Origin of the sequence: Acidovorax kalamii (genome assembly GCF_002245625.1) — a bacterium.
In the GTDB taxonomy this organism is placed as follows: domain Bacteria; phylum Pseudomonadota; class Gammaproteobacteria; order Burkholderiales; family Burkholderiaceae_C; genus Acidovorax; species Acidovorax kalamii.
The window spans coordinates 275,705-289,084 of the sequence record NZ_NOIG01000004.1 but is presented as its reverse complement, the minus strand read 5'-3'; the positions used below and the strand labels follow the sequence as shown (position 1 = coordinate 289,084).

Sequence of the window (13,380 nt, the reverse complement as noted above, 5' to 3'; positions counted from 1 at the left end):
CCTCGCGGGAGAGGGCCGGGGAGAGAGGGCAGCGTACCCAAGCAGCGCACAACCCCCTCTCCCCCGCCCTCTCCCACAAGGGGAGAGGGAGCCCAACGCCCCACAGCATCCGGCTCAGCGCAAACATGCGGCCAAAAAGCCCCCTTCCGCGCATCCACAGGGCATAATTAGCTACTCATTTAATAGCAAACCGTCCGCACCATGCCCTGGCACGCCCGCCTTCAGCTCGACTACACGGCGGAACAGAACGCCCGCACCGTCGCCCGCTACGAGCACAACGGGCCGCTGCGCATCCTGCAAAGCCTGTACCCCGAGGGAGACGCCATCTGCCACAACGTGTTGGTGCACCCCCCCGGCGGTCTGGTGGGCGGCGACACGCTGGACATCACCACCACCGTGGGCCCCGGCGCCCACGGCTTGGTCACCACACCCGGCGCCACGCGGTTCTACCGCTCCACGGGCCCGCTGGCTCTGCAGCGCAGCCACCTCACCCTGGCCGAAGGCGCACGCCTGGAGTGGCTGCCGCTCGAAGCCTTGTGCTACAGCGCCTGCCACGCCGAAAACCACCTCACGCTGAACCTGGCCCCCGGCGCGGAATGCATCGCCTGGGACGTGACCGCGCTCGGCCTGCCCCACGCGGGCCAGCCGTTTGAACAAGGCCGCTTCACCCAGCACCTCGAAGTGCCCGGCCTGTGGCTGGAGCGCGGCGTGATCGACGCCGCCGATGACCGGCTGCTGAGCAGCCCTTTGGGTTTGGCAGGCCACCGCTGTATGGCCAGCCTGTTCTTTGCCGCTGGCACGCCCCTGGACCGCACCCGCCGCGACGCGGCGTTGGACGCAGCCCGCGCGGTGATGGAACAACACCCCAAAGTCAAGGCGACAGCAGGCGCCACCAGCCCCAACGACCGCATGGTGGTGGTACGCGTGCTGGCGCCGCAGGTGGAGCCTGCAATGAAGCTGCTCAAGGCGGTGCGGGTGGCTTGGCGGGAGGTGTTGTGGGGGTTGGGGGGGGAGGCGCCTCGGATTTGGGCGATGTAGCTCCACCGGCGCGCTCTCACAAAGTCAATCTACATTCCGAGAATGGACACTCGCAAAGCTTCAAAGCACAGTTTTCGGGTCAATCACATTGCCATCATCGAATCCCTGCCGTCCCGAGAATTTCAAACCGGCAGAGAACTGGCAGGCTACCTCAGCGGCCAGCTTGAAGATTTACAGACGCCAATTACCGTGTCGCATGTTGACGTTGCGACGCCTCATGAATTCCGAGCTGTCATAGCGAATCTAGCGACGCAGGCTGCTCTGGAAGGTCTGCGCCCGATCGTCCACATAGAGGCTCACGGAGAAGACGATTTCGGGCTTCACTTCCGGGGAGGAGAAATCCGCTGGCGGGAGATATGCGATGCGCTGATTCCGTTAAATCGAGCCAGCGGATTCAACCTGCTTCTATCTGTTTCTGCGTGCTTTGGCGTGAGCTGTATCTCAGGAGTTTCGTTGCGCAGAGGAGCGCCTTGTTACGCGTTACTTGGTCCCTCGAAAGATCTCTCACCGAGCGATTTATTGAACAGGTTCAGGAGCTTTTATCGCGAAATCATTCACTCGCAGGACTTGGACCTGGCCTTGGCCACAATGAACAAAGACAAGCTTGAACGTGGGCAAATGGTGTTTGTTTCTGCGGAAGGCTGGTTCGAGGAATTGATGTTGGAGTATTTGACGAACGCAGCGCATCCAAAAGAGCTGAAAGCAGCGGCTATGCGCATCTTTCGCAAGTCAAGAAGTGAGGGCGCCACATTGACCCTCGGGGAGACAAAAAGACAGCTCGTCAAGAACAGGCCGCAGATTGCACGAGGCTATTTTTCTGAGTTTTTTATGGTTGGCCACATTCCCGAGAACGCACAGCGTTTTGGTGTTCTGCTTAGTGCCATGGAAGTCACAATCAAGAAAACCACTCCGTGCTAGCCCGGTGAACTCATAGGGCAACTGAGCTGCAGAAACGCTGGCACGACAACGATTGCGCCGCTGAGCTAAAGCATCACAAGAGGCGGATCACCACTCACAAGCACCAGCAAACCCCTACGAGTTCCGCAGAGGTTTTCTAGCAGCAATGATCCACCCGTTGTTCGATGTGTGATCCCCTTTTAGGAGGCGGGTGCTGCAGGCACCTTCAACAACCCATCCGCCTTGAACATCCCCCGAATCCCCCTTACCGCCTGCCGAATCCGTGCCTCGTTCTCGATCAGCGCAAAGCGCACGTACTCGTCCCCCTGGTCGCCAAACCCAATGCCCGGCGACACACACACCTTGGCCTTGTCCAGCAGCTGCCGTGCAAACTCCAGCGAGCCCAGCGCACGATACGGCTCGGGGATGCGGGCCCAGATGTACATGCTGGCCTTGGGGCAGTCCACGGCCCAGCCCGCTTCGGTGAGGCCCTTGTAGAGCACGTCGCGGCGGCGTTGGTACTGGGCGGCGATGTCTTTCACGCACTGCTGGTCGCCCTCCAGCGCGGCAATCGCAGCCACCTGCAGGGGCGTGAAGGTGCCGTAGTCGTGGTAGCTCTTGATGCGGGCGAGCGCGGCCACCAGGTCGGGGTTGCCCACCATGAAGCCCACGCGCCAGCCGGCCATGTTGTAGCTTTTGCTGAGGGTAAAAAACTCCACCGCCACGTCCTTGGCGCCGGGCACTTCCATGATGCTGGGTGCGCGGTAGCCGTCGTACACGATGTCGGCATAGGCCAGGTCGTGCACCACCAGGATGTCGTGCTTTTTGGCCAGGGCGATCACGCGCTCGAAGAAGCCCAGCTCCACACACTGCGCGGTGGGGTTGCTGGGAAAGCCGAAGATCATCATCTTGGGCTTGGGGTAGCTGCCGCGGATGGCCTTTTCCAGCTCGGCAAAAAAGTCCACATCCGGCGCCACGGGCACGCTGCGGATGTCGGCCCCGGCAATCACCGCGCCGTAGATGTGGATGGGGTAGCTCGGGTCGGGCACCAGCACGGTGTCGCCCCGGTCCAGCGTGGCCAGCATGAGGTGGGCCAGGCCTTCCTTGGAGCCGATGGTGACGATGGCCTCGGTGTCGGGGTTGATGTCCACCGCGTAGCGGTCTTTGTACCAGTGGCTGATGGCGCGACGCAGGCGCGGGATGCCTTTGCTGGCGCTGTAGCCGTGGGTGTCGGGCCGCTGGGCCACTTCAGTGAGCTTGGCGACGATGTGCGGTGGTGTGGCCCCGTCGGGGTTGCCCATGCTCATGTCGATGATGTCTTCGCCCCGGCGGCGGGCGGCGAGCTTGAGCTCGGCCGTGATGTTGAAGACGTAGGGAGGAAGGCGATCGATGCGCGCAAAACGGCGCTTGCCCTGCGATGCAGACATGCGGTGTGACTTTCACGTTAGCGCCCGGAACCGTCCGAGCGACGTGGCTGGCAGAAAGGCCAGCCCGCAGCCAATGTAACGCACAAGACAGCGCGAGCCCGCCAACCTGCGCGCGGCTGTCGCAAAGCCGCTACAGAGCGGTCGACCCGTAGTGTTGGGCTATGCGGTGGCCGAGGCGCGTGCGGCCGTTGCCTTTTCGGTGCCCATCGACCACGCAAAAATGGCCACGCCACCCAGGCCCAGCACCACGCCCACCCAGCCGGTAGACGTCCAGCCCATGCCTGCCGAGATCGCCACGCCACCCAGCCAGGCGCCGAGCGCATTGGCGGCATTGAAGGCCGAGTGGTTGAGCGCGGCGGCCAGGGTCTGCGCGTCGCCCGCCACGTCCATCAGGCGGATCTGCAGCGCGGGGCCAATGGCCACCACGGTACCCAAGAGGAACGTGGCTAGCGCGGCGCTGGCGGGGTGGTGTGCGGCGGGCACAAACAGCGCCATCACCAAAATGGACCACAGCAGCACCTTGCCGATGGCGGGCATGAGCGCCTTGTCGGCCATGCGCGAGCCCACCAGGTTGCCCGCCACCATGCCCAGGCCAAACAGCGACAGCACAAAGGGCATGAGTGCAGGCGGCATGCCCGCCACCTCCAGCAAGGTGGGCTTGATGTAGCTGAACACCGCAAACATGCCGCCAAAACCAATGGCGCCAATGCCCAATGTGAACCACACCTGCTTGCGCGCCAGCGCGCCCAACTCGCGCAGCGGGCTGGCACCGTGCGATGCGGGCATGGCGGGCACCCACAGGCGCACCATGACGACGGCGGCCACGGCAATGAGACCCACAAACACAAAGGCCGCGCGCCAGCCAAACGCCTCGCCCAGCGCGGCGGCTATGGGCACACCCACGAGCGTGGCAGTGGTCAGCCCCAGCATGACCCAGCCCACAGCGCGTGCGCGGCGGCCGGGCGGGGCCAGCGCGGCGGCCACCAATGCGGCCACGCCAAAGTAGGTGCCATGGGGAAGACCAGTAAACAGCCGCATGGCAGTGAGCGAGCCATAGCCCGGCGCCAGCGCCGATGCGAAATTGCCCAGCGCATACACCACCATCAGCGCCATGAGCAGCGCGCGCCGCCCCCAGTGGGCGCACAGCACGGCCAGCACGGGTGCGCCCACCACCACGCCCAGGGCATAGGCGCTGATGACGTGGCCCGCCTGCGGAATGCTCACGCCAATGTCGCGCGCCACCTCGGGCAGCAGGCCCATGATGACGAACTCGCCGGTGCCGATGGAGAAACCGCCCACCCCCAGGGCCAGCACGGCGCGCACCAGGGTGCGGTCGTCGGTGGGGGTGGAATCGATGGGCGTGGAGGGGAGGGGCGCAGTCATGGCAAGGGCAACAACAGGGGCAAGCCGCTGCGGCAGATGATGGCGCAGCGCAAGAATCAGTAAGGGTTCTGGGGCGGGAACGGGCCCAAAGAAGAAACGCAGTTACGGGGGTAAACCCGAATTTGGTAACCATAACATGCCCTGCGCGGACTTGCTGGTGCGGGGGCATGCCTTGCACTGAACACATGCCCACCACCAGGGCTGTTAGGCTGACTCCTCCTTACTCGCCCCCTCCCCCTTTTTTGCAAGGACAGCCAATGAGCATCAGCCCGAGCACAGCAGACACCATCGCCCGCACCGTCCAGGTGCTGGCCTTCGACATCTTCGGCACCGTGGTGGACTGGCACGGCAGCATCGTGCGCGAGATGCAGGCGCTGTACCCGGCGGTGGATGGCGATGCGTTTGCGCTGGCCTGGCGCGCGGGCTACCAACCCGCCATGGCGCAGGTGATGCGGGGCGAACGGGGCTGGACGCTGGTGGACGACCTGCACCGCAGCATCCTTGACGAGATCCTGCCGCGCTTTGGCCTGGCGCACCTGCCCGAGGCCGAGCGCCGCCACCTCAACCGCGTGTGGCACCGGCTCCATGCCTGGCCCGACAGCGCGGAGGGCCTGACGCGGCTGAAAAAACGTTTTACCATCACCACGCTGTCGAACGGCAACATCGGCCTGCTGACCAACATGGCCAAGCACGCCGGTCTGCCGTGGGACTGTGTGCTGAGCGCCGAGGTCTTCAAGGCCTACAAGCCCCACCCCGATACCTACCTGGGCGTGGCCCGCGTGTTTGATGTACCGCCCGAGCAGGTGGCGCTGGTGGCCACCCACCATGACGACCTGGCCGCCGCGCGGGCCTGCGGCCTGCGCACCGCCTACATCGAGCGCCCCCTGGAGCTGGGCGCTGCCCGGCCCAAGGACGGCACGCCACAGCCGGGCAACGATCTGCACGCCAAAGACCTAAACGATCTGGCGCAGATGCTGGGCTGTTGAATGTGCCCCGGGGCACACCCGCGCCGGTCAGTGCGCTACCAATAGCTGCACAAACATCTGCACCTTGGCATGGCATTCGGCGCTGATGGAGGTGAACTCCAGCCCGGCCACCCATTCGTCGCCCTCTGGCTTGAGGGTGATGACCCGCGCATACACATCGGCCACGCGGTAGTCCACCAGCGGCAGCTCAAACTCCAGCTTGACCTCGCTGTGCGGCTCCAGCGGCTCGATCAGCTCGACCAGCAGGCCGTGGTAGCCGATGTCGCGGATGGCGCCGTGCACGATGTGGGGCACCACGATCTTGTCCTGCATGCGCTGGCACAGGCAGGGCAGGCGTGCGTCCACGCGGTGGCTGCGGCGAAACTCCTGGCGCGGCACCTTGAGCTTGTGCGAGGGAATGGCGATCAGCTCGCGCAGGCTCACAGGCTGCGTGCGGCCTTTGACATAGACCTGCATCGGCGCCGACGCGGACACCAGGCCCCAGCAGCGCTGGTAGGTGGAGTCGCTGATGAGCACCTGGCCACGCAGGCTCAGCGCCTCGATGCGCGAGGCCAGGTTGACGGCCTCGCCGATCACGGTGTATTCGGAATACACGTCCGAGCCAAAACGCCCCGCCATCACCGTGCCCGTGTTCACGCCAATGCCCAGAAAGACCTCGGGCAGCCGCTCGCGCAGGTGCGCCAGGTTCAGCTCGCGCATGGCGATCTGCATCTCTACGGCGCAGAGCAATGCGCGGTCCACATCGTCGTCGCGCGCCACGGGTGCGCCGAACAGCACCATGATCGAGTCGCCCATGAACTTGTCGATGCTGCCCTGGTACTTGAACACCACTTCGGACAGCCGCGCCAGGCAGCGGTTGAGCGCCGCAATGACTACGGCTGCGGGCTGTGAGCCCGACAGCGCGGTGAACCCGCGCAGGTCAGCCAGCAGGATGGTGACCTCGCGCGGCACCACGTCCAGGCCCTCGCTGACCCCGCCATCGGGGCTTTGCATGCCGTGCAGGATGCTGGCCATCTCGGCCTGCGCCGCGTCGGAAAGGGTCGTCCCGGTCTCGCGCTCGATCAGCGACTGCAGGCGGCGCACGGCGTCGTGGTGGAATTCTTTGTGCATGGCGCGAGGGAGGTGGGGAGTGTGTTGGTATGGGGGCATCACGGGCCTCCTGCCAGCCAGAATAGGCGCCGCCCACCGGCTGGTCAACCGGTGAAAACACCCCGGGGCCGCGCGGCGGAAGCTGGCTTGGCGTGACCCCTCGCCCCTGGTTGGGAGGGGCCGGAGGAGAGGGGGCGACGCCGGGCCCCTGAGCGACCAGCCCCCTCTCCCCAACCCTCTCCCGCGAGGGGAGAGGGAGGAAAAACCAAGGCTGCGAGCCATGGAAGCTGAAGTGGCCAACCAAACCCAAGGCAAGGCCGGGTGGACTGGAGTGAGAAAAATCCAAGGTTTTTTGGCCTCTACCGCTCGACCATCATGCCCCAACAGCTATCTAATCAGTAGCATTCTCAATACTCATCCGCTCCGGGCCAGCAGCGCCGCACGGCACCACCATCTGATCGATCACGCCAAACGGCGCGGGCTGGTCCTGCCCGTCCAGCGCCACCATGCGCACCCGCTCGCCAAAGCGCAGAAATGGTGTGTGCGGCGCGCCGTCGGCCAGCGCCTCGACCATGCGGCGCTCGGCGATGCAGGACGAGCCCACCGCCACATCCGCATTCGACACGGTGCCCGAGCCGATCAGGGTGCCTGCTGACAGCCTGCGCGTGCGCGCTGCATGGGCGATGAGCTGGCCGAAGTCAAAGTGCATGGCACCGCCGTGCGGGTGGCCAAACCATTCGCCGTTGCGCTGCGTCTGCAACCGCAGGTGCACGCGGCCGCCGGTCCACGCTGCGCCCAGTTCGTCGGGCGTGACGGCGATGGGCGCGAATGCGGTGGAGGGCTTGGCCTGCACAAAGCCGAAGCCGCTTTTGGCCTCGCGCGGGCCGAAGGCGCGCAGGCTCCAGTCGTTGATGAGCACGATGAGGCGCACATGCTGCAGCGCCTCTTCGGCGGCGACGCCCAGGGGGGTTTCGCTGAGCACCACGCCAAATTCGCCCTCAAAGTCGATCTGGTCGGCTTCGGACGGCAGGGCCACATCGTCGTGTGGGCCCAGGAAGTCGTCGGCCGCGCCCTGGTACATGAGCGGAATGGTCTCGAAGTCGGCCACCGGCGGCACCTTGAAGGCGCGCTCCATGAGGTGGCCGTGGTTCAAAAAGGCCGAGCCGTCCAGCCATTGCCAGGTGCGCGGCAGCGGTGCCAGACACTGGCGCACATCAAAGGGCATGGCGCCCTGGGCGGCGGGCGCATTCACCGTACGGGCCAGGTCGTGCAACGCGGGCTCCACCACGCTCCAGCGCTCCAGGGCATCGAGCAGCGTAGGGGCCACCGGGCTGGCATCGATGCAACGGCGGGCATCGGCCGACACGACCACCAGGCGGCCATCGCGCTGGCGATTGCGCTGGTCATCGCGCAGGGTGGCGAGTTTCATGGCGCCACTCCGGCGGCAGGCTGCAGCGGCAGCACCGGGTCAAAAATAGCCACGGCCCGCGTCCAGCCTGCCGAGGCGCCGCGCACCTTGACCGGAAAGCACGAGATATAGAAGCCGCTGGCGGGCAGCGCCTCCAGGTTGTGCAGTTTTTCGAGGTGGCAGTAGCCAATGTCGCGCCCGGCCTTGTGGCCCTCCCAGATCAGCGATGCGTCGCCGCTTTCGGCATAGCGCTGCGCGGTATAGGCGAAGGGGGCATCCCAGCTCCAGGCATCGGTGCCGGTCAGGCGCACGCCGCGCTCCAGCAGGTACATGGTGGCCTCGTAGCCCATGCCGCAACCCGCTCGGGTATAGCCCGCCGTGCCGTAGGCGCTGCCGGCGCGGGTGTTGACCACCACGATCTGCAGCGGCTGCAGCGTGTGGCCGATGCGGGCGAGTTCGGCCTCCACATCGGCGGCCTGCACCACGTAGCCGTCGGGCAGATGGCGAAAGTCCAGCTTCACGCCGGGTTGAAAGCACCAGTTCAGATCCACCTCGTCGATGGACAACGCGCGCTGCCCGCCGTCCATGGTGGACGCAAAGTGGTAGGGCGCGTCCAGGTGGGTGCCGTTGTGGGTGTTGAGCTGCACCTCCTCCACCGCCCAGGATTCGCCATCGGGCAGGTCTTCCTTCTTCAAGCCAGGGAAGAACTGCGCCAGGTCCGCAAAGCTCATCTGGTGGTCGATGTAGTGGATGCGCGGCCCCAGGCCGGGCGGGTCGGAGACAACATCGTTTTCAAGGTGCATCGAGATATCGACGATGCGGCGCGCAGGTGTGGCGAGCGTGGTGGTCATGGCAGGGTCGGGTGGAAAGGTCGAAACCAGGCGATCAGGATTCGGCCGTGAAGCCGGTCTGCTTGATGAGGCCGCGCCACTGGTCGGCATCGGCCTTGAGCATCTGCGCCAGTTGCGCGGCGGTGGAGGGCTTGACCTCCAGGCCGTACTGCTTGCCGTACTCCACCACCTCGGGCTGGCTCAACGCAGCCTGCAGGGCATCGGATGCGCGCTTGATGGTCTCGGGAGTGGCCTTGCCAGGCAGAAAGAAGCCGTACCACTCGCTGACCTTGAGGGGGTAGCCCAACTCCGTCAGCGTGGGCACCTGCGGCAGGAACGGCGAGCGCTTGCTGCCCGCAATGGCCAGCACGCGCAGCTTGCCGCCCTTGCCATGCTGCAGGTAGTCGCCAATCGGCCCCCAGAACGCAGGGATCTGCCCGCCCAGCAGGTCTTGCATGCCGGGCACCGTGCCCCGGTAGGCGATATGGCGCATGTCGATCTTGCTGAACTGCCCCAGCAGCACGCCCACCATGTGCGGCATGGAGCCCGCACCGGGGCTGCCGTAGTTGGCGCTGCCGGGGTTGGCGCGCATCCAGTCCAGCAGGTCGGCCAGCGTGCGCACGCTGTCGGGCACACCGGGGCCCACGGCCAGGCCGTGGTCGAACATGGCGCCTAGTGACACGGGCGCCACGTCGTCGAGCGTGTACCGCAGCTTGGGGTAGGTGTAGGGGTAGATGGACAGCATGGACGACGGCGTGATGAGCAGGCTGGTGCCATCGGCCGGGCTGTCGCGCAGGTTGAGGATGCCGATCTGCCCGCCTGCGCCAGGCTTGTTGTCCACCACCAAGGATGCTGCGTAGTGGCCGCGCATGCGGTCGCCCACACGGCGCGCCAGCGCATCGGCCGTGCCCCCGGCCGGAAAGCCCGAGATGATGCGCGCCATGTCGGGCATGGCGTCCTTGCCCGCCTGCGCCCAGGCGGCAGGAGCACCGCCCAGGGTGGGCAGCAGGGCGGCAGAAAGCTGGGTAAAACAGCGGCGGGTGATCATGGTGTCTGTCTCCGGTTGGATTGGATGGAATTTGCAGCGAAGCCCCGCAAGCCCTGCATGAGCTGGCCTGCAGCGGGTGGCATGAAAAAATTATACGAACGTACAAATTCAAATCGACTGGGGTTTGTACGAGTGTTCAATAAATTTATACAGCCGTATAAATCAGCCTATGCCCAAATCCCGCTCCACCCCCCAGACTGCGGCCGCCGTGCCCGCAGCCCCTGCCGCGAAAGCCCCGGCGCGCAAGCGTGCTGCGGCCCGCAGCGCCACCAGCGAAGAAGAACTCGCCCCCAACCGCCAGGCCAACATCCTGCAGGCGGCCGAGCGGCTGTTTGCCACGCGCGGTTTTCATGGCGTGTCGATCCGCGACATTGCCGACGAAGCCGGTGTGCCGCTGGCGCTGGTGGGCTACTACTACGGCCCCAAGCTCTCGCTGTACCACGCCATCTTCCGCGCGCATGCGGGCTACATCGATGTGCGGCTCAAGTCGCTGGCCGATGCCCAGCAGAAGGCACCGCCCGGCCAGTTGTTGGACGAAATCGTCAAGGCCTTTGTGCTGCCCGTGTTGGAAGTCGCCAGCCAGCCCGCAGGCCACCACTTTCTGCGACTGCTGTCGCGCGGCATGAACGACCACCTGGAAGAAGACGAGCCCATCATCCGCGAGCTGTTCGACCCACTGGCCCATGCGTTCATCGATGCCATTGCAGCCGCCCTGCCCCAGGCCACGCGCAGCCAGGCCGCGTGGTGCTACCAGTTTGCACTGGGGGCCCTTCTGCACCACGTGAACGATCAGCGCATCGAGCGCCTGTCGTACGGCCAGAACCAGCCCGGCGACGAAGCCACGGCAGGGCCGCTGCTGGTGCGTTTCATCGCACAAGGCATGCGCGGCGCCTGTGAAGGCGCAGTGCACTGACGCCAAGCAGCTGACATCCCCCGCTCCCACTACAGCACTGCCGCGCGAGCGCCGCATGCCTGGCACAGCCACGCCCATTTTCCTGGCCCCGGCCCACCGCCACCCCCGGTGGCTGGGGCCCTGCGCCGCCGCCCCACCCCAGGCGTCGGCGCGGCAGACCGGCGCGCCCTAGCCGCCGCGAACCGGCGCACACAACGCGCTGACGCCCGCCCCCGTTTGAACTGCGTTTTCGGAACAGCCATGGCTGCGCCGTGGACCGGTTCGCCCTTTGCTTGTCCCTCCGCCATCGAAAGACACCATGAAACCTCGCACCTCTCCCGCGCCCCAACCCTTCCACTCTCGGGCCCGCCTGCATTGGGCACGCGCCCTGAGCACCGCCGCAGCCCTGTCTGCCACCACACTCGCCGCACAAGCCCAACCCGCAGCAGGCCCCGGCCTGCAGGTGTATGGCCTGGTCGATGTCGCCGTGGGCCGCTTCGCGGGCCCCGCCGCAGGCATCAATGCGCAAGACCGCGCCGTGACCAAGCTGGACGGTGGCGGCATGTCCACCAGCCACTGGGGCCTGCGCGGCACCGAAGACCTGGGCGGCGGGCTGTCTGCGCAGTTCGAGCTGTCGTCCTTTGTGCGCAACGACTCCGGCGCCACCGGCCGCAGCGACGCGCTGCCCGCGCCCGTGAATGTGGCGGCCGACCCGGTGTTCTCGCGCGCCGCCTGGGTGGGCGTGTCGCACCGCGACTGGGGCCGCGTGCGGCTGGGCAACGTCACATCGCTGCTGTTCCTGAACGCCATCACCTCCAACGCGTTGGGCGATTCCACCGTGCTGGGGCCGCTGAACCTGGTCACCTTCATCGGCAGCCCGCTCACCGGTGGCACGGCATGGGCCAACTCGGTGGTGTATGACAGCCCCAGCATTGCAGGCCTCAATGCCTCGGTGGCGCACGCTATCTCTGAAGGCCAGGGCGGCGGCAACAACGCTGCGCGCCTGGCCTACGCCCGAGGCCCGTGGGCCGCATCGCTGGCATGGCAGATCGTGAAGAAGAACCCCGGCACCTTTGCCGACGGCACCTCGCCCAACGACACCCGCGCCTGGCAGTTGGCCGCGTCGTACGACTTCGAGGTGGTCAAGCTGTTCGCCCACCTGGGCCGCATCGACAACCGGGGCACGGCTGCTGCGCCGCTCAACGTTTCATACCGCGTATGGGACATCAGTGCATCCATGCCCGTGGGCGCAGGCCGTGTGCTGGCAGGCTACGCCGTGCGCCGCACCAGCGACACCGTGGGCCCCGTGCCCGCCACGGTGGCGGGCGGCAACGTGGAACGCAAGGTGTTCACCTTGGGGTACGACTATTTCCTGTCCAAGCGCACGGACCTGTACGCCATGGTGATGCGCGACAGCACCCAGACCCGCACGCTGCCTGCGCCACCCTCGGTGGTCAGCGCTCAAGGCACCAGCTTTGCCGTGGGGTTGCGACACCGGTTCTAAGCCACATCACAACGGTTGTCTCCAAGTTTCAGGGCACCTTTGGTGCCCTTTTTTTTGGGTGGCAGGACTGAAGAACGCTTCAACCGGGCATCACAGGCTGGCGCAGCACACAGGCGAACTCTCCGATGGTGCTGTCGTAATCCCAGCGCTCGGCCACCCGCAGGCGCTGGCTGGGTGCCTCGCCCGACACTTCTTCGCGCAGCACCACCAGGCTGTTGGGGCAACCGTGCCGCAGGCGGCGCGACACCGCCGTGCCCGCGCGGCTGGCCCACAGGCCGGGCAGGGGCTGCAGCACACCGGGCTCGTGCACATGGCCCGACAGCAGCATCTGCGCACCGGCTATGCGCCAGCGCTGCAGGGCTTCATCGGCGCGGTGCGGGCGGTGGGCACGGTCGCTGGCATCGCGCGCCACCAGGGGGTGGTGGCTGGCCACGATGCGCCAGGCCTCGGGCGGGGCCCGCGCCAGCAGCACGGCCACGTGATCGATCTGTGCGGACGACAGGCTGCCACGTTCGTGCCGCCAGGCGCGTGTGGTGTTCACGCCCACCACATAGAAGGGGCCCATCTGGCGCACAGGCTCCTGGTCCACGCCAAACTGCTCGGCAAACCGCTCGTAGGCCCGGCCCCAGCGCAGCCACCAGGCAAACAGCGGCAGGTCGTGGTTGCCCGCCAGCACCAGCGTGCCGCGCGCATGCAGGCCCTGCACAAACCGCGCGGCCTGCGCAAACTGGCTGGCGGTGGCGCGCTGGGTGAGGTCGCCTGAGACCACGACCAGGGCCACACCCAGCCGCTGTGCCAGGCGCTGTGCAGCCGCACATACCTCGGGGTCGTGCGCCCCGAAGTGCAGGTCGGACAGGTGCATCAAGGCGGGCATGGCG

12 protein-coding genes are annotated in these 13,380 nt (G+C 66.3%); 5 read left to right on the top strand and 7 right to left on the bottom strand.

The annotated features are described in order from the left end of the window. Positions 1–201: 201 nt before the first annotated feature. On the top strand, positions 202–1,038 hold the full coding sequence (locus CBY09_RS04435; protein WP_094286802.1) for an urease accessory protein UreD: 837 nt from the start codon (positions 202–204) through the stop codon (positions 1,036–1,038). A 42-nt stretch (positions 1,039–1,080) separates the two neighbouring features. After that, positions 1,081–1,956 carry a hypothetical protein gene (locus CBY09_RS23600; protein ID WP_133066233.1) on the top strand — a complete coding sequence of 292 codons (876 nt, stop codon included), beginning with the start codon at positions 1,081–1,083 and terminating at the stop codon, positions 1,954–1,956. A gap of 179 nt (positions 1,957–2,135) precedes the next feature. Here CBY09_RS23600 and alaC read toward each other — a convergent pair whose 3' ends face one another. Both alaC and CBY09_RS04420 read right to left on the bottom strand, forming a co-directional pair. Next, the gene (alaC, locus tag CBY09_RS04425; protein WP_094286798.1) at positions 2,136–3,362 is read right to left on the bottom strand and encodes an alanine transaminase; all 1,227 of its coding nucleotides are present in this window, start codon (positions 3,360–3,362) and stop codon (positions 2,136–2,138) included. Positions 3,363–3,521: 159 nt separating this feature from the next. After that, the gene (locus tag CBY09_RS04420) at positions 3,522–4,745 is read right to left on the bottom strand and encodes an MFS transporter (RefSeq protein ID WP_094286796.1); all 1,224 of its coding nucleotides are present in this window, start codon (positions 4,743–4,745) and stop codon (positions 3,522–3,524) included. A 257-nt stretch (positions 4,746–5,002) separates the two neighbouring features. On the opposite strand from CBY09_RS04420, the gene CBY09_RS04415 reads away from it, so the two are divergent. Further along, positions 5,003–5,731 carry a haloacid dehalogenase type II gene (locus CBY09_RS04415; protein ID WP_094286794.1) on the top strand — a complete coding sequence of 243 codons (729 nt, stop codon included), beginning with the start codon at positions 5,003–5,005 and terminating at the stop codon, positions 5,729–5,731. 27 nt (positions 5,732–5,758) lie between these two features. Here CBY09_RS04415 and CBY09_RS04410 read toward each other — a convergent pair whose 3' ends face one another. From CBY09_RS04410 to CBY09_RS04395, 4 genes are all read right to left on the bottom strand, one after another. After that, the gene (locus CBY09_RS04410) at positions 5,759–6,841 is read right to left on the bottom strand and encodes an adenylate/guanylate cyclase domain-containing protein (RefSeq protein ID WP_094286793.1); all 1,083 of its coding nucleotides are present in this window, start codon (positions 6,839–6,841) and stop codon (positions 5,759–5,761) included. A gap of 370 nt (positions 6,842–7,211) precedes the next feature. Next, positions 7,212–8,249, bottom strand: coding sequence for a fumarylacetoacetate hydrolase family protein (locus CBY09_RS04405; protein ID WP_094286791.1), 1,038 nt, complete (start codon positions 8,247–8,249; stop codon positions 7,212–7,214). Next, on the bottom strand, positions 8,246–9,079 hold the full coding sequence (locus CBY09_RS04400) for a cyclase family protein (RefSeq protein ID WP_240515577.1): 834 nt from the start codon (positions 9,077–9,079) through the stop codon (positions 8,246–8,248). The genes CBY09_RS04405 and CBY09_RS04400 overlap by 4 nt, the downstream gene beginning before the upstream one ends. Before the next feature lie 34 nt (positions 9,080–9,113). Next, on the bottom strand, positions 9,114–10,106 hold the full coding sequence (locus CBY09_RS04395; protein WP_094286789.1) for a tripartite tricarboxylate transporter substrate-binding protein: 993 nt from the start codon (positions 10,104–10,106) through the stop codon (positions 9,114–9,116). 169 nt (positions 10,107–10,275) lie between these two features. On the opposite strand from CBY09_RS04395, the gene CBY09_RS04390 reads away from it, so the two are divergent. Both CBY09_RS04390 and CBY09_RS04385 read left to right on the top strand, forming a co-directional pair. After that, positions 10,276–11,019, top strand: coding sequence for a TetR/AcrR family transcriptional regulator (locus CBY09_RS04390; protein ID WP_094286787.1), 744 nt, complete (start codon positions 10,276–10,278; stop codon positions 11,017–11,019). A 298-nt stretch (positions 11,020–11,317) separates the two neighbouring features. Continuing rightward, positions 11,318–12,502 (top strand): porin, encoded by a 1,185-nt coding sequence (locus tag CBY09_RS04385; RefSeq protein WP_094286785.1) that lies wholly within the window; start codon positions 11,318–11,320, stop codon positions 12,500–12,502. Positions 12,503–12,581: 79 nt separating this feature from the next. Here CBY09_RS04385 and CBY09_RS04380 read toward each other — a convergent pair whose 3' ends face one another. Continuing rightward, positions 12,582–13,376 carry a metallophosphoesterase family protein gene (locus CBY09_RS04380; RefSeq protein ID WP_094286783.1) on the bottom strand — a complete coding sequence of 265 codons (795 nt, stop codon included), beginning with the start codon at positions 13,374–13,376 and terminating at the stop codon, positions 12,582–12,584. Positions 13,377–13,380: the final 4 nt, after the last annotated feature.

What these genes read in the sequence shown, in the direction of transcription:
- CBY09_RS04435 (WP_094286802.1), top strand. Translation starts at nt 202, where the DNA reads ATGCCCTGGCACGCCCGCCTTCAGCTCGACTACACGGCGGAACAGAAC.
- CBY09_RS23600 (WP_133066233.1), top strand. Translation starts at nt 1,081, where the DNA reads ATGGACACTCGCAAAGCTTCAAAGCACAGTTTTCGGGTCAATCACATT.
- alaC (WP_094286798.1), bottom strand. Translation starts at nt 3,362, where the DNA reads ATGTCTGCATCGCAGGGCAAGCGCCGTTTTGCGCGCATCGATCGCCTT.
- CBY09_RS04420 (WP_094286796.1), bottom strand. Translation starts at nt 4,745, where the DNA reads ATGACTGCGCCCCTCCCCTCCACGCCCATCGATTCCACCCCCACCGAC.
- CBY09_RS04415 (WP_094286794.1), top strand. Translation starts at nt 5,003, where the DNA reads ATGAGCATCAGCCCGAGCACAGCAGACACCATCGCCCGCACCGTCCAG.
- CBY09_RS04410 (WP_094286793.1), bottom strand. Translation starts at nt 6,841, where the DNA reads ATGCACAAAGAATTCCACCACGACGCCGTGCGCCGCCTGCAGTCGCTG.
- CBY09_RS04405 (WP_094286791.1), bottom strand. Translation starts at nt 8,249, where the DNA reads ATGAAACTCGCCACCCTGCGCGATGACCAGCGCAATCGCCAGCGCGAT.
- CBY09_RS04400 (WP_240515577.1), bottom strand. Translation starts at nt 9,079, where the DNA reads ATGACCACCACGCTCGCCACACCTGCGCGCCGCATCGTCGATATCTCG.
- CBY09_RS04395 (WP_094286789.1), bottom strand. Translation starts at nt 10,106, where the DNA reads ATGATCACCCGCCGCTGTTTTACCCAGCTTTCTGCCGCCCTGCTGCCC.
- CBY09_RS04390 (WP_094286787.1), top strand. Translation starts at nt 10,276, where the DNA reads ATGCCCAAATCCCGCTCCACCCCCCAGACTGCGGCCGCCGTGCCCGCA.
- CBY09_RS04385 (WP_094286785.1), top strand. Translation starts at nt 11,318, where the DNA reads ATGAAACCTCGCACCTCTCCCGCGCCCCAACCCTTCCACTCTCGGGCC.
- CBY09_RS04380 (WP_094286783.1), bottom strand. Translation starts at nt 13,376, where the DNA reads ATGCCCGCCTTGATGCACCTGTCCGACCTGCACTTCGGGGCGCACGAC.